At 57.7% G+C, this 20,149-nt stretch carries 21 protein-coding genes and 1 other RNA gene; 10 read left to right on the forward strand and 12 right to left on the reverse strand.

Features of this window, described 5'->3' with window-relative positions; genetic code table 11:
* Positions 1 to 30: 30 nt before the first annotated feature.
* The 3 genes from ACLEIV_RS13655 (at position 31) to galU (ending at position 1,803) form a co-directional block, all read left to right on the forward strand.
* Positions 31 to 330, forward strand: a complete 300-nt coding sequence (locus ACLEIV_RS13655) for a YciI family protein (RefSeq protein ID WP_410457189.1) — start codon at positions 31 to 33, stop codon at positions 328 to 330.
* Between the two features lie 163 nt (positions 331 to 493).
* Positions 494 to 784, forward strand: coding sequence for a ComEA family DNA-binding protein (locus ACLEIV_RS13660; protein WP_410457190.1), 291 nt, complete (start codon positions 494 to 496; stop codon positions 782 to 784).
* Between the two features lie 113 nt (positions 785 to 897).
* Positions 898 to 1,803, forward strand: coding sequence for a UTP--glucose-1-phosphate uridylyltransferase GalU (galU, locus tag ACLEIV_RS13665; RefSeq protein ID WP_410457191.1), 906 nt, complete (start codon positions 898 to 900; stop codon positions 1,801 to 1,803).
* Between the two features lie 283 nt (positions 1,804 to 2,086).
* Here galU and ACLEIV_RS13670 read toward each other — a convergent pair whose 3' ends face one another.
* Complete coding sequence (locus ACLEIV_RS13670) at positions 2,087 to 3,061, reverse strand: response regulator (RefSeq protein WP_410457192.1); 975 nt, start codon at positions 3,059 to 3,061, stop codon at positions 2,087 to 2,089.
* 138 nt (positions 3,062 to 3,199) lie between these two features.
* Between ACLEIV_RS13670 and ACLEIV_RS13675 the strand changes: the two genes are divergently transcribed.
* The 3 genes from ACLEIV_RS13675 (at position 3,200) to ACLEIV_RS13685 (ending at position 7,614) form a co-directional block, all read left to right on the forward strand.
* A complete protein-coding gene (locus tag ACLEIV_RS13675) occupies positions 3,200 to 3,880 on the forward strand; it encodes a DnaT-like ssDNA-binding domain-containing protein (protein WP_410457193.1) in 681 nt (226 codons plus the stop codon).
* A complete protein-coding gene (locus ACLEIV_RS13680) occupies positions 3,864 to 4,709 on the forward strand; it encodes a DnaA ATPase domain-containing protein (protein ID WP_410457194.1) in 846 nt (281 codons plus the stop codon). Before ACLEIV_RS13675 ends, ACLEIV_RS13680 begins: the two co-directional genes overlap by 17 nt.
* A 97-nt stretch (positions 4,710 to 4,806) precedes the next feature.
* Positions 4,807 to 7,614: an HD-GYP domain-containing protein gene (locus tag ACLEIV_RS13685; RefSeq protein ID WP_410457195.1), complete on the forward strand. Its 2,808-nt coding sequence runs from the start codon at positions 4,807 to 4,809 to the stop codon at positions 7,612 to 7,614.
* 17 nt (positions 7,615 to 7,631) lie between these two features.
* Here the strand turns inward: ACLEIV_RS13685 and ACLEIV_RS13690 are convergent, their stop codons facing one another.
* The 11 genes from ACLEIV_RS13690 to ACLEIV_RS13740 form a co-directional block, all read right to left on the reverse strand.
* A complete protein-coding gene (locus ACLEIV_RS13690; protein ID WP_410457196.1) occupies positions 7,632 to 7,874 on the reverse strand; it encodes a hypothetical protein in 243 nt (80 codons plus the stop codon).
* Positions 7,875 to 7,877: 3 nt separating this feature from the next.
* A complete protein-coding gene (locus tag ACLEIV_RS13695) occupies positions 7,878 to 8,273 on the reverse strand; it encodes a phage holin family protein (RefSeq protein ID WP_410457197.1) in 396 nt (131 codons plus the stop codon).
* A 135-nt stretch (positions 8,274 to 8,408) separates the two neighbouring features.
* A complete protein-coding gene (locus tag ACLEIV_RS13700) occupies positions 8,409 to 8,720 on the reverse strand; it encodes an ElaB/YgaM/YqjD family protein (protein ID WP_410457198.1) in 312 nt (103 codons plus the stop codon).
* A gap of 193 nt (positions 8,721 to 8,913) precedes the next feature.
* The gene (locus ACLEIV_RS13705) at positions 8,914 to 9,387 is read right to left on the reverse strand and encodes a hypothetical protein (RefSeq protein ID WP_410457199.1); all 474 of its coding nucleotides are present in this window, start codon (positions 9,385 to 9,387) and stop codon (positions 8,914 to 8,916) included.
* A 264-nt stretch (positions 9,388 to 9,651) separates the two neighbouring features.
* Positions 9,652 to 10,041, reverse strand: a complete 390-nt coding sequence (locus tag ACLEIV_RS13710; RefSeq protein WP_410457200.1) for a host attachment protein — start codon at positions 10,039 to 10,041, stop codon at positions 9,652 to 9,654.
* A gap of 192 nt (positions 10,042 to 10,233) precedes the next feature.
* The gene (gcvP, locus tag ACLEIV_RS13715; RefSeq protein WP_410457201.1) at positions 10,234 to 13,116 is read right to left on the reverse strand and encodes an aminomethyl-transferring glycine dehydrogenase; all 2,883 of its coding nucleotides are present in this window, start codon (positions 13,114 to 13,116) and stop codon (positions 10,234 to 10,236) included.
* A gap of 269 nt (positions 13,117 to 13,385) precedes the next feature.
* Positions 13,386 to 13,775 (reverse strand): glycine cleavage system protein GcvH, encoded by a 390-nt coding sequence (gcvH, locus tag ACLEIV_RS13720; protein ID WP_410457202.1) that lies wholly within the window; start codon positions 13,773 to 13,775, stop codon positions 13,386 to 13,388.
* 32 nt (positions 13,776 to 13,807) lie between these two features.
* A complete protein-coding gene (gene gcvT / locus ACLEIV_RS13725; RefSeq protein WP_410457203.1) occupies positions 13,808 to 14,911 on the reverse strand; it encodes a glycine cleavage system aminomethyltransferase GcvT in 1,104 nt (367 codons plus the stop codon).
* Between the two features lie 319 nt (positions 14,912 to 15,230).
* Positions 15,231 to 16,442: an FAD-dependent oxidoreductase gene (locus ACLEIV_RS13730; protein WP_410457204.1), complete on the reverse strand. Its 1,212-nt coding sequence runs from the start codon at positions 16,440 to 16,442 to the stop codon at positions 15,231 to 15,233.
* A 3-nt stretch (positions 16,443 to 16,445) separates the two neighbouring features.
* A complete protein-coding gene (ubiH, locus tag ACLEIV_RS13735) occupies positions 16,446 to 17,636 on the reverse strand; it encodes a 2-octaprenyl-6-methoxyphenyl hydroxylase (RefSeq protein WP_410457205.1) in 1,191 nt (396 codons plus the stop codon).
* A gap of 18 nt (positions 17,637 to 17,654) precedes the next feature.
* The gene (locus ACLEIV_RS13740; protein ID WP_410457253.1) at positions 17,655 to 18,221 is read right to left on the reverse strand and encodes a UPF0149 family protein; all 567 of its coding nucleotides are present in this window, start codon (positions 18,219 to 18,221) and stop codon (positions 17,655 to 17,657) included.
* Positions 18,222 to 18,372: 151 nt separating this feature from the next.
* Between ACLEIV_RS13740 and zapA the strand changes: the two genes are divergently transcribed.
* The 4 genes from zapA to ACLEIV_RS13760 all read left to right on the forward strand — a co-directional run bounded on the left by zapA (position 18,373) and on the right by ACLEIV_RS13760 (position 20,063).
* Positions 18,373 to 18,672: a cell division protein ZapA gene (gene zapA / locus ACLEIV_RS13745; RefSeq protein WP_410457206.1), complete on the forward strand. Its 300-nt coding sequence runs from the start codon at positions 18,373 to 18,375 to the stop codon at positions 18,670 to 18,672.
* Positions 18,673 to 18,701: 29 nt separating this feature from the next.
* A non-coding RNA gene (ssrS, locus tag ACLEIV_RS13750) (6S RNA) lies at positions 18,702 to 18,884 on the forward strand.
* Between the two features lie 108 nt (positions 18,885 to 18,992).
* Positions 18,993 to 19,223 carry a VF530 family protein gene (locus ACLEIV_RS13755; protein ID WP_410457207.1) on the forward strand — a complete coding sequence of 77 codons (231 nt, stop codon included), beginning with the start codon at positions 18,993 to 18,995 and terminating at the stop codon, positions 19,221 to 19,223.
* A 261-nt stretch (positions 19,224 to 19,484) separates the two neighbouring features.
* Positions 19,485 to 20,063: a 5-formyltetrahydrofolate cyclo-ligase gene (locus tag ACLEIV_RS13760; RefSeq protein WP_410457208.1), complete on the forward strand. Its 579-nt coding sequence runs from the start codon at positions 19,485 to 19,487 to the stop codon at positions 20,061 to 20,063.
* Positions 20,064 to 20,149 lie beyond the last annotated feature (86 nt).

Genomic DNA, 20,149 nt, shown 5'->3' on the forward strand with positions numbered 1-20,149 from the left:
TACTATCCATCATGTAGAAAGGAATACACCATGTGGTATGTCATTTGCGCTGAAGACAACGCCAACAGCCTTCCGCTGCGTAAAGAAGCCCGTCCGGCTCATCTGGCCCGATTACAGGCGCTGGCCGATGAAGGCCGTCTCCTGGTCGCCGGACCCAATCCGGCCATCGATGCCGAAGATCCCGCCGAGGCCGGCTTTACCGGCAGCACAGTGATTGCCGAATTCGACTCCCTTGCTTCGGCCCGGGCCTGGGCCGACGCCGATCCTTACGTGGCAGCCGGCGTCTATGCCTCCGTGCTGGTCAAGCCCTTCAGGAAAGTCCTGCCCTGATATCAACCGGCTTCGGCCGGTTTTTCGATGCAAGTCCCGCTCACTTGACTGTTTTTGGCAATATCTTGCGACTTTATTGGCAAAAAACGCCCTTATGGACGAGGCTTGATAGGGTCCAAAATGGACTAAATGCCAAGTGAATCTAAGACAGGGAGAGACGGGAATGAAAAAAATACTGTTATCCACCTTGCTGACCGGGCTACTGGCCGTCACGGCACCGAGCATGGCCAACGAACCGGCGGCCGCTCAGGACGTCGTGGTCACCAGCATCAATATCAATAACGCCACCCAGGATCAGCTGGCCATGCTGACCGGCATAGGTCCGACCAAGGCGGCGGCCATCGTGGAATATCGGAAAGCCAATGGACCCTTCAAGCAGGTCGATGATCTGGCCAATGTCGGTGGCATAGGCCCGGCCACCGTGGAAAAAAACCGGCATTTGCTGAGTAATTAACTCCGGCTTTAAGGCCCAGGCCTTCCCGGAATGGTCGGGAGGGCCGCTATTGGTTATGATAAGCACCCATTGTTTTTTTGATAACTCTCATGCCTTCAACGACGCCTCAACATATGTCTTCACAACCCTTGATTCGTAAGGCGGTGATCCCGGTCGCCGGCCTGGGCACCCGTATGCTGCCCGCCACCAAGGCCATCCCCAAGGAAATGCTGCCGGTGGTCGACAAACCCCTGATCCAGTATGTAGTGAATGAAGCCGTACAGGCCGGTATCAAGGAAATCGTGCTGGTCACCCACGCCAGTAAAAACTCCATCGAAAACCACTTCGATACCAGCTTTGAGCTGGAAGCCACCCTGGAAAAACGGGTCAAACGGCAGTTGCTCGAAGAAGTGCAGAAAATCTGCCCTCCCGACGTGACCATAATGCATGTACGCCAGGGGGAGGCCAAGGGCCTGGGCCACGCCATTCTCTGCGCCCGCCCCTTGGTAGGCGACGCCCCCTTTGCCGTGCTGCTTCCCGACGTGCTGATCGATGATGCGGGCTGCAACCTGCGGCAGGATAATCTGGCAGCCATGATCCAAGCCTTTGGCGACAAGGGCCGCAGCCAGATCCTGGTGGAGCCGGTGGCAGACCAGTTAGTCGATCAGTTCGGTATTGTCGATATTGGCGGCGAGCAACTGGCCCAGGGAGGATCAGCTCCTGTCGAGGCCATAGTGGAAAAACCTCAGCGGCAAGAAGCCCCTTCCAATCTGGCGGTAGTCGGTCGTTATGTGCTGTCGGCCGACATCTGGCCATTGCTGCTCAAGACTCCGCTCGGCAAGGGCGATGAAATCCAGCTGACCGACAGCATCGCCATGCTGATGACGCAACAACCGGTAGATGCCCATCATATTACCGGCAAGAGTCACGATTGCGGCAGCAAGCTTGGGCTCATGGTGGCCAATGTGGAATATGGCCTGCGCCATCCCGAGCTGGGGCCTGCCCTCGCCGACTACCTACAGCAGCTCGACCTTAGGTAATATCAATGCCAGCAATGATCCGATCGCCTTCTGGAGCTAGGCTCCAGAGGCAATACCGTCGCCTCCCACGACACGCTACGGCATATGACACTCATTGTTTCAACCTACTGCGAACATTCACTGGATGTTCGGTCAGGTTGAAACAATTCGTTTCGGCAAGACAAGCTTGCCCATCTGAGAGCGAGTTGGCGGAGCGGGACCTTGGTTCGGAATTGATATGACCATCAAGCAGATATATTTTTGAATGGGATAGGTATAGGCCCCTTCAGTAACGACCATGATTTCAGTAATGACCATGGCGGGCCGTCAGCTGGATTTCACCGCCGAAGCCGCCATGCAAGGTCAGGTCGAAGGGAAAAGAACAGGAGTAGCTAAGCTGGCTCGCGCTGAGAGTGCTCGAGCCCAGCGGGCCGGCATCACACCGGGCCAGCCAGTCGTTACCGGCCATGCCGCCGTTGGCCAGCACCACACTGCTGCTGTTGGCCTGCAGCCGGTATAACGCCAGATTAACCCGGCAATCCAGCCCCGCATCCAGGATAAGTCGATTGATGTATTCCAGGGTGAGGCCCGGGTTGTTCAGCAGGGATCCCGGCTGATCCTGATACTGACGCAGGGGGTCATGCAGCAGAAAGGTAATCAGCGTCATTACCACAGGGGTATCCATGTTCAACGGGTCGAACTCCGCCAGCAACAGCAGCAGATCCTGATCCAGCCTGACATATTCGGCGAGCAACCAGGGTGAGCTTTGCCGGCAGCTCAACTGCCAGGCTCCCAAATCGCGCTCCGGCCTCTGACGCAAGCCCCGGCACAGACGACTGGCGGCCATGTCTTCCCGACGAAAGAACGCCAGGTGCTCGTTCAGTTCATCAAATACCCGCCGCGAATCCGGTCTGAGACAGGCGGCAATGGCTTTTTCCACCTGCCGCCAGTTACGAATAGGCTTGATCAGATAATCTTCGGCACCGGCCCGTAGCGCCCGGGCCACATCGGCCATTTGCAACCGAGCGGAAACAGCGATCACGGGGAGTGCCGGGTAACGTTGTTTCAGGCAGGCTATCACCTCGAGACCATTCGGCGCCGCCAGCAACAGATTGATCAATACCAGATCGGGTGCCCGCTCCCCCGCCAGCCATATACCTTCATCGCCATCGTCCACTTCAATCACCCTGGCGCCCCACAATTCAAGGTAGGCCACCATCAGCCGACGGAACACGGGGTCATCTTCTATAAGCAGAATAAGCGGGGAACTCTCAAACATCAGATTAGGTAACAGGATAGTGGGGGATATACTGAGCCTAGCCGAATTTCGGCAACCTGGCAGAGGCGCCGTGATGGTGGCTGTATTCTACTCCGGCTTTGTTGGATAATGGACGCCTCATTTGATCACTGTGGCACTATGACACCGGCAGAATATCAGGCACTGACCTCCCCCAGACTGTCTCATCCGGCTCGCAGCCTGTATCAGCTCTATCTCAGGCATCTGGCGCGGGGGGATCATACCCAGCCGCTGGATTACCCGTTATTGGGTAAGGCGCTGGCCGTGCAGGACGAGGGAGAATACCGCTATCGCGTCACGCCGATGGAGCTGACAGGGCTGGTCGATGAGCTGTTGGACGCCGGCTTGCTGAGCGTGGTGCAGAATCCCCATCCCCAGCATTATCACGGTGCCGTGTTCTCGCTGCCGCTGAAACGACTCGATGGGCTGGCTCCGCTGCCTTCTCGCCAATTTGCCATGCACCCACAGTGGCGCCCGGATGAACAGTTCGAAGGGCTGGCCAGACTCTGTGGCCTGCTTGACACTCATATCGATGAAACCGAACTGGGTGAATTTATTGCCTACTGGCTCGGACGGCCCGAAGTATTTGAAAACCAGCACCAGTGGATGCTGAAACTGGTACGCAAACTCAAGAATCAGCGCAGTATCAAGCGCACGCCAGCGCCGCAGGATAACGGTGGCTACCAGCAGTTACCGGCCAAAACCGACACGGGCCCCAGTAAACGGGCCCGTGAGATGATGGCCGAAGCCCGGCGTCTCAGCCCGGATAACCAGGAAGACCGCAATGAAAAAGACACCTGAAGAAATTGCCGCCGACCTGAACGACATCGCTCGTCGTCGACGCCGCCCGAAACCGCAGAAAGACATATCACCGGCTGCCGCCGGTGGCGATGTGCAGGGGCTACTGAGCCGGCTGCAGCGGCTGCGCGCCGGCGGTAACCTGCCCGAATACGATTACCTCGATCTCAAACGCCAGTATGAACAACAGGCGAATATCGAGGTACGCCGGGCCCAGAAAGAGGCACAGCAGAAACGCACCGAACGTTTACTGGCCCAGGCAGATCTCAACCCCGAGTGGGTGTTTGACAACATGGATCGTGACGATCCTGTGCTGAGCCATCATATCGATACCGCTCATCATTTCATCAACGCCTTCGATCACTGGGAAGAGAAAGGCGGCGCCGCCATTTTGATCTATGGCGACTTCGGCACAGGCAAATCAACCCTGGCCGGAGCCATTGCCCATGACCTGATTTACCAGCACCAGAAGTCGGTGATTTTTCAGCAGTGGGCCTCGGTGGTGGACAGGCTGTTTTTCGGGGTGATAGAAGATCAGGAAAGCCGCAACCAGTATCGGCGGGCGCTGGAAGAAGTCGACTTGCTGGTACTGGACGAAGTCGCCGCCAATCGTACCCGACTGGCCGAAAGCCAGTCCAGCTTTCTCGGCCATCTGCTGCGCCGCCGACGTAACCTGGCCAAGAGCGTCATCATCATCACCAACCATGATCCCCAGGCCCTGCACCGGGCACTGGGCGATTTCTGCTTCGAAGCCATCAAGGCCTTCCATCCGGTCGACATGGCCCTGCTCGGCCCCAGCCGCCGACCCGATATCGGTGATTACCGAAGTTAAGCCCGCCTGCCCGTTCACACCGGCAAAGCAAAGATACTGATGTCACCCCTCTGACCGGCAACTACGCTTATGACTGTTCTGGTCACGGATGCCGGTCATGCCTCCTTTCTATTCACGTTTCAGTCTGCGGGTATACATAACCTGCATGTTTGCCACCCTGATCATTCTGCTGGGTGCCGTACTTATCTATGCACAACACCGCCATAACAGTGCTTTTCTGCTAGCCAACAGTGAACACCGCCTGGACGTACTAAGAAGCCGGCTGAGCCAGCAACTGGAACACAAGCTGCGCGACATTAATACCGGCCTGACCCTGATGCGCGCCAATGGGGTCACCCTCGCCACCAGCGAGCAGGAGCCTGCTCGCTGGTGGCCCCTGTTACATCCATTGCTGGTCGCCAACCCTCAGGTCACCGCTTTCTATGTGGGCGAGTCCGATGGCCGTATCCTGGCATTCAGCATCCTGCACGATCAACAGGTGCGTACTTTCTTTTCCGCGCCGGAGGCCGCCGATTTGATGATGGAAATCATAGCGCCGGACGTCGCCACCCGGCGCTTCTATTTCGACGTCGATTACCGGATGATCGACGAAATGAAAATTTACGGCGAGCCCTTGGATAGCCGTACCCGCCCCTGGTTCGGCCCCACCCTGGCGCAACCGGATCTGCACATCACCCCACCCTACTATTTTCATTTTTCACAAGCTCCGGGTATTACCCTGTCTCTGGGGGATGCTGAGCAACAACGGGTGTGGGCGGCCGATTTGCTGCTGAGCGACCTGGATGCACAGCTCGAGCAGGGATTGCCACAGGCCCGCACCTTGCTATTGCTGGCACCGGAGTTTCAGCTGCTGGCCAGCAGCCAGCCCGACTCGGTATCCGCCGATGTACTGTCGGCCTTTCATGACCTGAAGGGCTTCGAGATATTGTCGACCCAGCCCGACTTGGCAAGCTGGGAGGTCGAGCTCGACGGAGAACTCTGGCTGGGCCGCCAGACTCCTTTGACCCTTAGCGCCGGCGACGACGGCACCCTGGATCTGCGGCTGTCCACACTGCTCCCCTATCGAACACTGATGGCGAAAGCGCTGGATTTTGGCCGCTCCCAGGCCTGGCTGACGCTGCTGATTGTGGCGTTGAGCCTGCCGGTGGTCATCATGGCGTCTCGTGCCATCTCTCGCCCCTTGCGACAAATGGCGGAAGACTTGAAAGGAATTCAGGAATTCGACTTTGGCGGCCTGAAAGAACGGCACTATTTCTACCGGGAGCTGGATGCCCAGGCCCACGCCATCACACTGATGTATCGCACCCTGGCCGGCTTTATCCAGGAACTGCACAGCCTGTCGCAAAGCGATGATTTCAACAATATGCTGCACCGACTCAGCCAGGGCATAAAACACCTGAGCGGCGGACAACGCTGCCTTGTTTACCAGGCCAGAAAGAAAGAAAACGCCCACTGTCTGGTGTTGCTGGATAAGGAGCAGCAACATCAGATCCCTCTGCCCGACAAGATAGCGCCCGATGAACTGTCGGCGCTACTTCTGCAGGCTCTGGAAGGCCATGGCCTGCGCTTTGAGCCACCCTGGCTTTTGTATGACCGCTTCGGCAAGCTCAATGGCGCCATTGTGCTTGGCCTGCGCTATGGAACGCCCCCCCTTTCTGCCGGTAAACGTCGCTTTATCTCCCATTACAGCGAATTCGCCAATCTGGCACTGGAAAACATGATGCTGTTCGAACAGCAGCAGAAAATGACCGAATCGATGATCCGCGTCATCGCCTCCGCCATCGATGCCAAATCGCCCTACACCAGCGGTCACTGCCAGCGAGTACCGGAGCTGACCCTGATGCTGGCTCACGCCGCCCACCACAGCGAGACCGGCAACTATGCTGATTTTCGGCTTTCCGATCATGAATGGGAGGCACTCCGCCTGGCCTCCTGGCTGCACGATTGCGGCAAGGTGGTGACCCCCGAGCATGTAATAGACAAGGCCACCAAGCTGGAGACCATCTATAACCGGCTACATGAAATCAGAATACGTTTCGAGGTACTCAAACGCGATGCTGACATCGATTACTGGCAAGGCCGGGCCGACGGCGAAGACGAGCGCCGGCTGGCGTCGATACGAGCAGAGCAGCATCGGCAACTGGATGACGATTTCGCCTTTATTGCCGGCCTGAACCAGGGTGGAGAAACGGTCTGTCAGGCACAGCTTGAACGCCTGGGGCGCATCGCCGAACGACGCTGGCTACGCACCCTGGACAATACGCTGGGGCTGTCGTGGGAAGAAGAACAACGACGCGGCGACAGCGAGCCGGTACCGGCATGGGAACCGCTGCTGGCCGACAAACCCTGGCATCAAATTCCCTACCCGGCCAAGGAACGCATCGACCGCGACAACTCCTGGGGAATAACCCTGGAGCAACCCAAACTCAAGCTGGACCTGGGAGAGCGCTATAACCTGGCCATCGCTCGCGGTACCCTGACCCCGGAAGAGCGTTACACCATCAATGCCCACATGGTGCATACCCTGATCATGCTGAGCGAGCTTCAGTACCCCGGCCATCTCAGCGACGTTCCCATGTTGGCCGCCAGCCATCATGAGCGCATGGACGGCCAGGGCTATCCACGCAGCCTGAAGGCCGGTGAGTTGCCATTACAGGCACGTATGATGGCGCTGGCCGATGTCTTTGAAGCCCTGACCGCCATCGACCGTCCCTACAAGCAACCCAAAAGCCTGAACGAGACGCTGACCATAATGGCGGCCATGGTCAAAAAGCAGCATCTGGATCCCGGACTGTTTCGCTTCTTTGTCGAGCAGGAAATCTATACGCAATACGGAAACCGCTTTCTCGCCCCGGAGCAGCTGGATCCGGTGAATAAACAGCAGATACTGGATTTAATGTCCTGACTCTCATCGAAGAAAGATCAGAAGCGCAGGTAGATGGCCGCCAGCAAGGCGCCGCCCAGCAACAGCTTGTTTCTCAGCTTGCGGGGCATATTGGCCAGCCGCCATACCAGCCCAGCCTTCGGCAGCTGACTGGCCAGCTCCAGCAAGCCGGAACTACTTTGCTCCTGCTGACGACGCAATTGATTGGTCAACAGCTTCAGCCGCAGCGCCTCCGCCTTCAGCTGTAATAACTGTTGTTCCTGTTGTAACGACTTGTGCATGATTCAGTCCTTCAACGACCAATCGGACATGTTTTTCTTGCCCTGAATATAAGCGATATCTTCCTGCAACTCGTGCAACGTCTCGGCCAAGAATTTACGCTGGCTGGCAAGGTTACGGCCGATGGCCCAGAATGCCCCGCACATCAGCAGCAGCAACACCGCCGACAGTCCGAAAAACACCCACAGCCTGGCCGAATGGGACAGCACCAGATTCAGGCCGAACAGCAGGCTGATGTAAGACATGAAAAACAGAAAAACGGCCACCAGCGCCAGTATGCCGAGCCGCACCATTCGCTCCTTCTGGGCGACAAACTCGATGCGGGCCATCTTGAAACGGACAAACAGCAGCTCGGTAATGGTATGCAACAACTCCTTCAACGAATTGATCTGGCCACTCATTGAACCTTCCTTATGGCGTAAATCCCCGATTGGGCGGCGCCGAATATCGCCGCCCGAAACCATGTATCCTGCCAGCTTTACAACATGAGGTCGCCCTCTGTAGGACCGACCGTCATACAAGCAGACAGGGGTGACCTACCGACGGCTCAGCAAAGCCCCCAGTACCAGCCCGACAAGGGCCGCAATGCCCATGGCATGATAGGGTTTGCTGTGCACCAGATCATCGGTCTGCGCCGCTGCCTGACGGGTACGCTCCACCACTGAATCCTCCAGCTCAGAAAACTGCTTCTGCGCCCTGCCCAACTGGGCTTTCAGCTTTTCTTTCAGTGCCTGGCCTTCCTTGGTGCCATCATCGACCGCCGCCTGATAGAGTGCTTCGGCGTCTTTGAGTACCTGCTTGACGTCATCCATCAGTACCGCTCTTTCTGCTTCGTAGTTCCGGCTCATATCGTCTCCTTATCCAATCAGAAATAAACATCTTGCTTTAAACAACCCAACGCCTGTTCACCATATCCACTAACCAGCAAAGTAGCCAGTCCATGGCAATACTTTGGTCATTACCGAGGCGTTGAACGACTGGATCTGACAGATGACTTCCGTTCGGAAGAGAGCAAAATACCGGTCTCGATGCGGCCCTCGATTAGTCCACTACCGTCAAGCGGTAGTCGGGGGTAGTGTTCAGCGGGCAGGAGTAAAGATATTCGCCGGATTCAAGCTCTATTTCATAATCCCGGCTCGTTCCCATGCTCAGGCCGCCGCCGGACACACTGGGCAACAGAGCCCGCTCAAGCAGATTGGCACCCCGCAGCCAGAATCCCAGTTCGTAGGGCACATCCCGATTGCTCACCCTGAAGATATAGCGACCGGGCTCCAGCTCCAGCATACGGGCCCCGGCCAGCCGCTCAAAGGCGGTCTCGGCATTGATACGATCACAATCGGCCTTGGCGCGGGTGACATAACCGTGATCCACTCCGTTCTCGCTTTCAATAAACTGACAACCGGTCTGGGTCAGCTCGATGACCACCGGCTCTACGGCCTGCAGGGTAAAAGACAAGGCCAGTGCCGTGGTGCAGACACTGGAGCGAAAAAACGGGGCAAGAAAAAAACTGTTCATGGTCTTTACCTCCATGATATCCGGTTCATACAGGACAAATGTCCCTGGGGCTTGGTCCCGGTAATCGAGAGCCTTGTTGAAGATGACCGGCGCAAGCGGCTAAAAATACCGCCTTGAGGCCGATAAGCAGGAACACGGTGAGTCGATTTCACCACCGGGGGCTTAGCGCCAGAAGGTTTGGCGTGATCTGAAATGATGAACCTGGCCAAAACCCACCAGGGGTGGATTTTGGCGGTTGGAGCAGAATTGGGATTTGATGACAGATCAGGCGAAGGCGGCGAGCACTTCGCTGTGAGAGGCACCACTCAGATTTTTATCGAGATCCTTGTACAGCGCCTTGCGTAAATGGTCATCCATGGCATCGCGCAGTAAACCGAGAAACTGGGGAGGTGCCGACAGATAGAAGCCCCGAATTTCGTTGGTGTCCAGGGCATGACGAACTCTGGCGATAATGTCGCGCGCGAAGCGTTGGTTTTCGGTATGACGGGGGTCGCTTTTCTCCGGTATTGTCTGCGCGTCGCTGACAAGATCACTCGCTTTGAGGCGCGCTTCCGGGTGTTCGAGACCCATCACCTCTTCAAACACGCCTTCAAGCCGGTCTTGCAGGTAAACAACGGCTTTGGAAGCATCAGCCACTACGATCCAGTCTGCCATATAGCACCTCATGTTGGTTATCGAAGTATCTCGGGTGGTGACGACTCCTAAGTATCGTCCATTTTTCACAAATCGCATCGCAGCCTTGAGCGCGATGTTAATCTGGCCGAATTGATATCAATAAATAAAAAAGCCCTGCTGAACAGCAGGGCTTTCGGTTTCCAACTTGAATGGTTGCGATCGGCTTATCGCTTACTCGCCGTAGGCTTCGGTCGGCAGGCAGCTGCAGAACAGGTTGCGGTCGCCGTACACATCGTCGATGCGGTTGACGGTCGGCCAGAACTTGGAGCGACGCACCTCGTCGGACGGGAATACCGCCAGCTCGCGGCTGTAGGCGCGGTTCCACTCGTTGTCCATGACATCATCCTGGGTATGCGGCGCATTGACCAGGGGGTTGTCTTCCAGGGTCCAGGTGCCGTTTTCTACCTGACGGATTTCTTCGCGGATCTGTTTCATGGCGAAGATAAAGCGGTCGATCTCTTCCTTGGACTCGGATTCGGTCGGCTCGATCATCAGGGTGCCGGCCACCGGGAAGCTCATGGTCGGCGCATGGAAACCATAGTCGTTGAGGCGCTTGGCCACGTCCATTTCGCTGATGCCGCTGGACTCCTTCAGGGGACGCAGATCCACGATGCACTCGTGGGCGACGCGGTCGTTACGACCGGTATAGAGGATCGGGTAATCCTCGGCCAGGCTCTTCATCAGGTAGTTGGCGTTGAGAATGGCCAGCTGAGTGGAGCGTTTCAGACCTTCGTCACCCAGCAGTGCGGTATACATCCAGCTGATGGGCAAGATGCTGGCAGAGCCGAACGGAGCGGCAGACACGGCGCCGTTGTCACGGCTTTCCTTGTCGGTTTTTACCACCGCATGGCCGGCCACGAAAGGTGCCAGGTGCGCTTTCACACCGATGGGGCCCATACCCGGGCCGCCGCCGCCATGAGGAATGGCGAAGGTCTTGTGCAGGTTGAGGTGCGATACATCGCCGCCGATGAAGCCGGGCGAGGTAATACCCACCTGGGCATTCATGTTGGCGCCGTCCATGTACACCTGGCCGCCATGGCTGTGAATGACTTCACACATCTCGCGGATACTCTCTTCGTACACGCCGTGGGTAGACGGATAGGTCGCCATGATGCAGGACAGGTTCTCGCCGGCTTCCGCCGCCTTGGACTTGAGGTCCGCCATGTCGACGTTGCCTTTCTTATCGCAGGCCACCACGATCACCTTCATGTTGGCCATCTGGGCCGAGGCCGGGTTGGTGCCGTGGGCAGAGCTCGGGATCAGGCAGATATCACGGTGGCCCTCGTTGCGGGACTCGTGGTATTTCTTGATGGCCAGCAGACCGGCATACTCACCCTGAGCGCCCGAGTTGGGCTGAATGCAGATGGCGTCGTAACCGGTAACCTTCACCAGCCAGTCTTCCAACTCGGCAATCATCTGCTGATAACCCCGGGTCTGATCCAGCGGCGCGAAGGGGTGGATCTGGGCCAGCTCGGGCCAGCTGATCGGCACCATTTCGGCGGTGGCGTTGAGCTTCATGGTACAGGAGCCCAATGAAATCATGCCGTAGTTCAGTGCCAGATCCTTCATTTCCAGCTTGTGGATGTAGCGCAGCATCTCGGTTTCGGAGTGATACTTGTTGAACACTTCGTGAGTGAGGATGGCGTTGTCGCGCTTGAGCTCGGCCGGGATCGAATCGGTACCGGCAGCGGCCTTGGTATCCAGTGCTTCTACATCCAGGCCATGGCCTTCGCCCAGGAAGATATCGAACAGCTCGGCCACGTCGTTACGGTTGGTGGTTTCCGACAGAGACACACCCAGGGCGCCGTTCAGATCGGTACGCAGGTTGACGCCTTTGGCCAGGGCACGCTTGATGATGGCATCCTTGTCGGCACTGATCACGGTCAGGGTGTCGAACCAGGTATCGTGCTTGAGGGCTACGCCCTTGGACTTGAGACCCAGGGCCAGAATGTCGGTCAGGCGATGTACCCGATTTGCGATGCGCTTGAGACCTTCCGGACCGTGGTAAACGGCGAAGAAACTGGACATGTTGGCCAACAGCACCTGAGCGGTACAGATGTTGGAGTTGGCCTTTTCGCGGCGGATATGCTGCTCGCGGGTCTGCATCGCCATACGCAGGGCCGGCTTGCCACGGGTGTCCTTGGACACGCCGATAATACGGCCCGGCAGCGAACGTTTGTGGGCATCGCGGGTGGCGAAGAAGGCGGCGTGCGGACCACCGTAGCCCATGGGCACGCCAAAGCGCTGGGCGTTGCCCAGTACCACATCGGCACCCAGGGTCCCCGGGGCCTTCAACAGCACCAGAGACAGAATGTCGGCGGCAACACAGGCGATACCTTTCTGGCTCTGTACCTTCTCGATCAGACCCTTGATGTCGCGGATCTGGCCGGTGGTGGACGGATACTGGAACAGGGCGCCAAACACCTCATGTTCGACCACTGCATCGGCCGGGGCCACCACTATTTCAAAACCGTAGTGTTTGGCGCGCTCCTGGACCACGTCGATGGTCTGGGGGTGTACGTCATCACCGATGAAGAAGATGTTGGCTTTCTTGTTCTTGCTGACGCGCTTGGCCAGGGCCATGGCCTCGGCGGCGGCGGTGGCCTCGTCCAGCAGGGAGGCGCTGGCCAGATCCAGACCGGTCAAGTCTTGAGTCAGTTGCTGGAAATTGAGCAGTGCTTGCAGACGGCCCTGGGCAATCTCGGGCTGATAAGGGGTATAGGCGGTATACCAGCCCGGGTTTTCCAGCACGTTACGCTGGATCACCAGGGGCACATGGGTGTCGTGGTAACCCATGCCGATATAACTCTTGTTGACCTTGTTCTGACTGGCCAGAGATTTCAGGTAAGACAGGGCCTCAACCTCGGTGCGGCTGGCACCGATGCCCAGCGGCTGATCATTGAGGATATTGGCGGGTACCGTCTGGTGGATCAGCTCGTCCAACGACTCGGCGCCCACCACGGCCAGCATATCGGCCACATCCTGCTCGGTCGGGCCGATATGGCGACCGATAAAGGCATTATTCTGCTCAAGTTCAAACAAAGACTGGGTCATTTCTTCACTTCCTTAATAGGCCGGCAGCCGAAAAAATACAGACGACCGGCCCCTGGGGGGGGACTTGCCGGCAAGGTCTGGAAATTTGATTGCAGGGTCTGCTTGATTCGACCAAGCACTGCGTCAGGGCAGGGCTTGACGATGAAGATGGCTCCCGAGCGAAGCCAGGGCACAGGCGTTATCAAATTCACCTGCCTCGACCGTCGGCTGGTCCATTCAAGTGGACCCTGCGGGGCATTACAAAGCCCCCCAAAAAAGGGGACTTGTTATTACTCTTCGTCGATGCTGTTTTCGTAGCCTGCCGCATCCAGCAGCTCGTCCAGATCGGACTCGTCGGCCAGCTTGATGCGGAACAGCCAACCATCACCGAAGGAGTCGGAGTTGACCAGCTCGGGGCTGTCTTCCAGTTCTTCGTTGACGGCAATGATTTCACCACTGACCGGCGCATAGATATCGGAGGCGGCTTTTACCGACTCGGCCACGGCGCAGTCTTCACCGGCATCGACGGTACGACCCACTTCGGGCAGCTCTACAAACACCATATCACCCAACAGCTCCTGCGCATGCTCGGTAATACCGACCACCGCTTCACCGTTAGCTTCCAGACGAACCCATTCGTGGGAGCGGGCATACTTCAATTCACTGGGGATATTGCTCATCAGTTGTTCCTCTTGTTTCTTGGACTTGATTCTTAAAATTCGGCGACCGCTTTGCCGAAGCGTACGAAGGTCGGTTTGACGACCGACACCGGCATCCATTTTTTACGCATTTCAACTTCTGCATTGGCTCCCACAGAGCGCGGCATCCGCGCCAGGGCAATGCTGTGTCCCAGTGTAGGCGAGAAGGTACCGGAAGTGATAATACCCTGCTGTTCCTGCCCCTGGTCGTCGGTAAAACGCACCGGGGTACCGGCGCGCAGCACGCCTTTTTCTTTCATCACCAGCCCCACCAGCTTGTGCTGATCACCGGCGGCTTTCTGGGCTTCGAGCTCGGCACGTCCGATAAAGTCACGCTCGGCCGGCTCCCAGGCGATGGTCCAGGCCATGTTGGCGGCCAGCGGAGACACGGTTTCGTCCATGTCCTGACCATAGAGGTTCATGCCCGCTTCCAGACGCAGGGTATCGCGAGAGCCGAGGCCGCAGGGCTTGACGCCGGCCTCCAGCAGGGCATTCCAGAGGGCAGCAGCCTGATCAACCGGCACCACGATTTCGTAGCCGTCTTCGCCGGTATAACCGGTGGTGGCGATAAAGAGGTCGCCGGCCTGCACGCCGAAGAAGGGCTTCAAGCCTTCCACGGCGGCATTTTGCCCGGCATTGAATACCTGGGCGGCCCTGGCCTTGGCGTTGGGGCCCTGTACCGCAATCATCGCCAGCTCGGGCCGTTCGGTCAGGGTGACATCAAAGCCCTGGGCCTGCTGATTCATCCAGGCCAGATCCTTGTCGCGAGTGGCGGAGTTGACGATCATGCGATAGTCGTCGTCGGCGAAGAAATAGGTGATCAGATCATCAATCACACCGCCCTGTTCGTTGAGCATACCGCTGTAGATGGCCTTGCCGGGCTGAGTGAGACGAGCCACATCATTGGCCAGCAGCTTTTGCAGGAAGGGTTTGGCCTGGCTGCCCTTGACGTCGACGATGGTCATGTGGGAAACATCGAACATGCCGGCGTCTTTACGCACAACATGGTGCTCTTCAAGCTGGGAACCATAGTTGATGGGCATATCCCAACCGTGAAAATCCACCATCTTGGCACCGGCTTCCAGGTGCTGAGGGTGCAGAACTGTTTGCTGAGTCATGGTGCTTCCTTTTAGTCCAGGCCTGGCCTGTGGCGATAATCCGATATTGCACCCCGATTATACCCAAGCCGGCCCGGGATAAAACCGCACCCAACCCAAAAAAAACTTATCGTTTCAATATCGACATCAACGAGTGACCCAACAAGTAATAGTCGTTTCAACGAAAGAAAGTGCCAATAACAGCATCACCACCGAACATTTAACATTTGTTTAATATTAAAAACACAAAAATGATACTTTACCAGCATAAACACGAGTAACGGGGATACATACTGAGAAAAAACACACTCAAAAAAACTAATCCCAACCAACGACCGGATTAGTTTTTCTCAGGTGTCGACAGCCTGGGTTGCCGCCCGCCGGTACCCAGTGCATGGGTGGCCAGCTTACGTTTAAGCGGCGTCAACCGGTCGGTCAGGCTCAATCCCAGGCCGCGCAGGCCGCGCACCAGCGGATGCGGATGGGTAAATAGGCGTTTCAGCCCCTCCATGGCCGCCAGCAGGGTCGCGGCTTCGGCCTTGCGCCAGCGCTCGAAAGATTTGAGCCCGGCCAGAGCGCCGATATCCCGTCCCTCCTGGTGCAGCTTTATCAGCGTCTCGGCCAGCGCAGCCGCATCCTGCAGTCCCAGGTTGACTCCCTGCCCCGCCAGCGGGTGTATGGTATGAGCCGCATCACCGATCAGCGCCCAGCACGGGCCGCAGAATTGCTGACTGAAACGTGCCTTGAGCGGAATCGCCATGCGGGGCCCCACCACCTGGCACAGGCCCAGATGCAGATCGAAGGCATGAGACAGCGCCTTGTTGAACTCGGCGTCTGATAATGCCAGTCGCTCTGCCGCCTGCTCCGGCGCGCAGGACCAGACGATGGAGCACTGATGCGGATCGGCCAGCGGCAGAAATGCCAGAATATCGTTACCGCGGAAAATCTGCCGGGCAGTCCGGCCATGGGGCTCGGTGGTCGCCACCGTTGCCACCAGGGCGCTATGGTCGTAGTCCCACTCGATCATGCCCGGTTGCAGCTGTTCGCGCAGCCAGGAACGGGCACCATCGGCACCGACCAATAAACGACCGGTAATGGGGGTGCCGTTGTCGAGCAGCACAAAGGCGCCCTGCTCGCTCACCGATACCGAGGCCGCTCGCGCCGGCATGTGCAGGCTGAGATGAGCACAATGACGAGCACGGGCCAGCAGGCTTTGCTGAAGCAGGCGGTTTTCGACAATATGCCCCAGATGTGGCTGGTGCGTCAGGCCGGCAGAAAACTCGATACGGGCCCCGCTGTCGGCCTCCCACACTTCCATGTCGGCATAGGGGCCGAGTCTTTCTTTCTGTGCCGGCCAGGCCTGCAGCCGTTCGAGCAGGGTCTGGGACGCCAGGTTGATGGCGCTGACCCTGTTGTCGGGAATGGCCGGCAACTCGGGATCCGGTATCTGGCCTTCAATGACCGCCACCTTGAGCCCGCTGTGCTCCAGCGCCAGCGCCAGGGTCAGCCCCACCATACCACCGCCAATCACGATCACATCTGTCGCTTGCATGCCTTACCTCTTGCCCATGGCTCGCCAGGCCAGTTTGTCTTTGAAGGTGCCACTGGCCGCCATGGCCATCAGTCCCAGGTTACGTCCGGCGGCCAGCGCCGGGTGGTCGTTCGAAAACATCAGCGCCAGCGCCGTGGTCAAGCCGACTATGGTCGACTGATCCGGCTGGCGTGCCTGGCCGTAGGCAGACAGCACCGGGTAACTGCCGATGTCCTGATCTACGGTCAATGCCTGGCCCAGCGCCTCGACCAAGGCCGCCACGTCGCGCAGGCCCAGATTGAACCCCTGACCGGCGATGGGATGCAACAGGTGAGCCGCATTGCCGACCAGCGCCACTCTGTGATGCCAGGGTCGTTCCACCTCATCCAGCGCCAGCGGATAACAGTGCCGTTGGCCGGTGCGCTGCAGTCGGCCCAGACGGTAGCCGAACTCCTGTTGCAACTGGCGCAGAAAGGCTTCGTCATCCAGCGTCATCAGTTGCTCGGCACGCTCGGTCGAGGCGCACCACACCAGCGAACAGCGCCCCTCCCCCATCGGCAACAGCGCGATGGGCCCTTCCCGGGTGAAACGTTCGAAGGCTCGCCCCTGATGCGGGACCGCAGTCTGCACATTGGCGATGATGGCACTCTGCCGATAATCCAGCCGGCGACTGGGCAGGCCCAATTGCCGGCGCACCACGGAGCGGTTGCCATCGGCGGCCAGCAGCAGCGAGGCCGTCAGTTGCCGACCGCCGGCAAGCGTCAACAAGACACGTTCGGACTCTTGCTCCAGGATCTCGATACGGGCAGGGCACAGCAGCTCTATGGTGCTGCACCGGGTCATGTGGCGGTACAATATCTGCCCCACCGGGTGAAGCTCGACCACATAACCCAGTGCCGGTACCGGATAGTCGTCGGCACGAATATTAACCTGCCCCAAATGCCCCTGATCGGACACCTGAATATGGCTAATGGGGGTGGTCAGGCTGGACAGATGCGGCCACAACCCCAGCTGCTCCAGCAATTCCCGGCTGTAACCGGCCAGGGCAATGCTTCGTGCATCGAAACCCGGATGACTATCCTGCTCGGGCACGGTCGCCTCAATAACGGCGATACGCAGCGCCGAGCCGTCGGGCCGGCGCAAGCCGCTCAGGCCCAACGCCAGCACGGCACCGACCATGCCGCCACCGTTGATTACCACATCATAATGGGTCATAACGCTGAACTGTCGTGATTAATGTAAGGTGGGACGCTTGGGGGAAGGCTGACCCTTGCCGAATTCTTCAAATGCCAGGGTGGCACCCAGCTTAAGATGTTCATACAACACCACGAAGGCGGTTTCGCTTTCTTCGTCTTCCTGATCGAAGTCGCTGGCAACCTGGGTGATGCTGCTGATGTCCTGGATCATTTCCTGCAGTTCGGGCGATGCCTTGTTCAGCTCCACCTGCACCACACCGAACCCGGCCAGAAAGGCGCCGGCCCATTCCATCATTGCATCCAGCCGTTCATCCAGCGGTTCATCGTCTTCCGGCATCAGCAGCTCGAATCGGCTCTGGCTGACCAGCTCGTCATAGACCCGGCTAAACAGCAGGTTGACCGCTTTTTTCAGCTCGGCAGGCAAACCGAAGTCGTCGTTGAGCAAGGCATTGAAATGCTCCTGCCAACGAACATCGTCCTTGGCCATGCCGCCGCAGATAAGACCGCAGATAACGCCATGTACTTCGGCGGCGGTCACCACCATATTGTGGTGTTCCAGCAAGGCGGTGAAGGCGTCGTAGTTGAGACGGGCGTTGTCGTTCATCATTTACTCGATTGGCAAAAAGGTGGCAGATATGGGGCAGATCCTAGCATTGTGACCACGCTCAGACCAGCAACCCCTTGAAACTTCTGGTGCACCGCTATATAGTCGCCAGAATTTCATAGCCTATTGCAATCAGCTATCTGAGGATCACATGACCACAGCGGCAATCGACATCGTTATTCTCGGGCGCCCTTACAAGGTGGCCTGTCCTGCTGGGCAGGATGCGGCATTGCAACGGGCAGCCGATATGCTCAACGAGCGTATTCACAAGTTCAAGCAGGGTGGCAAGGCCGGCTCCAATGAGCAAATCGCCATTATGCTGGCCCTGAACGTATGCCATGAGCTTGAGCTTGAAAAAGACAAGAACTACCAATATGCTGACGCCATGGACAAGCGCATCAAGATGCTTCAGCATACCATTGAAGATGCCCTGGCCAGTAAAGTAGGCTAGGCATTGTCTGCTTTCAGATAAGAGTTTAGCTTTCCCTGGGGTGTTCGTCTGTCGGGTGGCGTCCCTGAGCCGATAATCACAGCACAGGAAAGCCGTGTTATTTACTATTGTGCATGCTCGGCCCGACCGAGAAGCCTGCGGTAGATACCGGATTTCCGCCTTGAACCAACGGGTTCAAGGACTAACACCTGCAACGGCATCCCGGGGATCCCCTCTTTATATATGAGCTTCATGTCGCCGCGGTACGGCGTCCTCCCTATCCGATATGCAAAATCCTGTTACAATCTTCGCGAATTATTTTCGTGACAGGTAGCCATTGAATGACTGAACAACCCAATAACCCGCTGCACGGCATCACCCTCAAGGATCTGCTGACCGAACTGGTCGAGCGTTATGGCTGGGAAGAACTCGCCCGTCGGGTCAATATCAACTGTTTCAAGAAAGATCCCAGCATCAAGTCCAGCCTGACCTTTCTGCGTCGTACCCCCTGGGCACGCGCCGAAGTGGAAGACTTGTATGTTCGGCTGAAAAACAGTCCCTGGAGTCACTAAACAACCGTGAGGAAGGTCCCCGCACATTTCTCGCCTTACCATGGATTTTAAGGTCTGTTGACCTTTCGCGGTGAAAGTGTGTTCGAGTTAAACGCGTTTAGCCTCCCCCAGGGCAGCGCTTGTGGGGGCTTGCTACTGCGTTATCGCTTATTTATGTAGCGTGACTACAGGGCATAAGCGCTGCCTTGTATCAAGCCCCCACAAACTGCAGCAAAAATTATCTCGAAAGATCAGCAGACCCTAATAAGCAGGAAGCAATATATGAGCGAAAGACATCATATAAGACAGCAGATACGCCAGGCTCGCCGCCAGCTGACGGCGGCAGAGCAGCAGGCGGCGTCCGAGGTGATCATCCAACATGTGGCCAATGCCGAGCACTTGGCCCGGGCCGATAAGGTGGCGCTCTATCTCGCCAACGATGGCGAGCTGGATCCCCAACCGTTGATCGACTGGTATTGGTCCCGGGGCACCCGGGTGTACCTGCCGGTACTACATCATTTCAGCCCCGGCCATCTGCTGTTTCTGCGCTACGATCCCGATACCCGGCTTGTCGCCAACCGCTTCGGTATTCCCGAACCCAGGCTCGATATTCGTCTGTTGCTACCAAAGCAGGAACTGGACATCATCTACACCCCCCTTGTCGCCTTCGACGCCACCGGCAATCGCATCGGCATGGGCGGTGGCTTTTACGATCGCACCCTGGCCGCCTGGCGTCATCGCCTGGGACCGCGCCCGGTGGGCCTGGCCCACAATTGCCAGCAGTTGCCCGCCATTCCCACCGACAGCTGGGACATACCGCTGCCGGAGCTGATCACCCCCGATCAACATTGGCGCTGGTAGCCGTTACCCTCGATACTCCCACCGACAGCTGGGACATACCGCTGCCGGAGCTGATCACCCCTGATCAACATTGGCGCTGGTAAAAG

The sequence above is a fragment of the Oceanisphaera submarina genome, assembly GCF_046521305.1.
GTDB lineage: Bacteria > Pseudomonadota > Gammaproteobacteria > Enterobacterales > Aeromonadaceae > Oceanimonas > Oceanimonas submarina.

What these genes read in the sequence shown, in the direction of transcription:
- ACLEIV_RS13655 (WP_410457189.1), top strand. Translation starts at nt 31, where the DNA reads ATGTGGTATGTCATTTGCGCTGAAGACAACGCCAACAGCCTTCCGCTG.
- ACLEIV_RS13660 (WP_410457190.1), top strand. Translation starts at nt 494, where the DNA reads ATGAAAAAAATACTGTTATCCACCTTGCTGACCGGGCTACTGGCCGTC.
- galU (WP_410457191.1), top strand. Translation starts at nt 898, where the DNA reads ATGTCTTCACAACCCTTGATTCGTAAGGCGGTGATCCCGGTCGCCGGC.
- ACLEIV_RS13670 (WP_410457192.1), bottom strand. Translation starts at nt 3,061, where the DNA reads ATGTTTGAGAGTTCCCCGCTTATTCTGCTTATAGAAGATGACCCCGTG.
- ACLEIV_RS13675 (WP_410457193.1), top strand. Translation starts at nt 3,200, where the DNA reads ATGACACCGGCAGAATATCAGGCACTGACCTCCCCCAGACTGTCTCAT.
- ACLEIV_RS13680 (WP_410457194.1), top strand. Translation starts at nt 3,864, where the DNA reads ATGAAAAAGACACCTGAAGAAATTGCCGCCGACCTGAACGACATCGCT.
- ACLEIV_RS13685 (WP_410457195.1), top strand. Translation starts at nt 4,807, where the DNA reads ATGCCTCCTTTCTATTCACGTTTCAGTCTGCGGGTATACATAACCTGC.
- ACLEIV_RS13690 (WP_410457196.1), bottom strand. Translation starts at nt 7,874, where the DNA reads ATGCACAAGTCGTTACAACAGGAACAACAGTTATTACAGCTGAAGGCG.
- ACLEIV_RS13695 (WP_410457197.1), bottom strand. Translation starts at nt 8,273, where the DNA reads ATGAGTGGCCAGATCAATTCGTTGAAGGAGTTGTTGCATACCATTACC.
- ACLEIV_RS13700 (WP_410457198.1), bottom strand. Translation starts at nt 8,720, where the DNA reads ATGAGCCGGAACTACGAAGCAGAAAGAGCGGTACTGATGGATGACGTC.
- ACLEIV_RS13705 (WP_410457199.1), bottom strand. Translation starts at nt 9,387, where the DNA reads ATGAACAGTTTTTTTCTTGCCCCGTTTTTTCGCTCCAGTGTCTGCACC.
- ACLEIV_RS13710 (WP_410457200.1), bottom strand. Translation starts at nt 10,041, where the DNA reads ATGGCAGACTGGATCGTAGTGGCTGATGCTTCCAAAGCCGTTGTTTAC.
- gcvP (WP_410457201.1), bottom strand. Translation starts at nt 13,116, where the DNA reads ATGACCCAGTCTTTGTTTGAACTTGAGCAGAATAATGCCTTTATCGGT.
- gcvH (WP_410457202.1), bottom strand. Translation starts at nt 13,775, where the DNA reads ATGAGCAATATCCCCAGTGAATTGAAGTATGCCCGCTCCCACGAATGG.
- gcvT (WP_410457203.1), bottom strand. Translation starts at nt 14,911, where the DNA reads ATGACTCAGCAAACAGTTCTGCACCCTCAGCACCTGGAAGCCGGTGCC.
- ACLEIV_RS13730 (WP_410457204.1), bottom strand. Translation starts at nt 16,442, where the DNA reads ATGCAAGCGACAGATGTGATCGTGATTGGCGGTGGTATGGTGGGGCTG.
- ubiH (WP_410457205.1), bottom strand. Translation starts at nt 17,636, where the DNA reads ATGACCCATTATGATGTGGTAATCAACGGTGGCGGCATGGTCGGTGCC.
- ACLEIV_RS13740 (WP_410457253.1), bottom strand. Translation starts at nt 18,221, where the DNA reads ATGAACGACAACGCCCGTCTCAACTACGACGCCTTCACCGCCTTGCTG.
- zapA (WP_410457206.1), top strand. Translation starts at nt 18,373, where the DNA reads ATGACCACAGCGGCAATCGACATCGTTATTCTCGGGCGCCCTTACAAG.
- ACLEIV_RS13755 (WP_410457207.1), top strand. Translation starts at nt 18,993, where the DNA reads ATGACTGAACAACCCAATAACCCGCTGCACGGCATCACCCTCAAGGAT.
- ACLEIV_RS13760 (WP_410457208.1), top strand. Translation starts at nt 19,485, where the DNA reads ATGAGCGAAAGACATCATATAAGACAGCAGATACGCCAGGCTCGCCGC.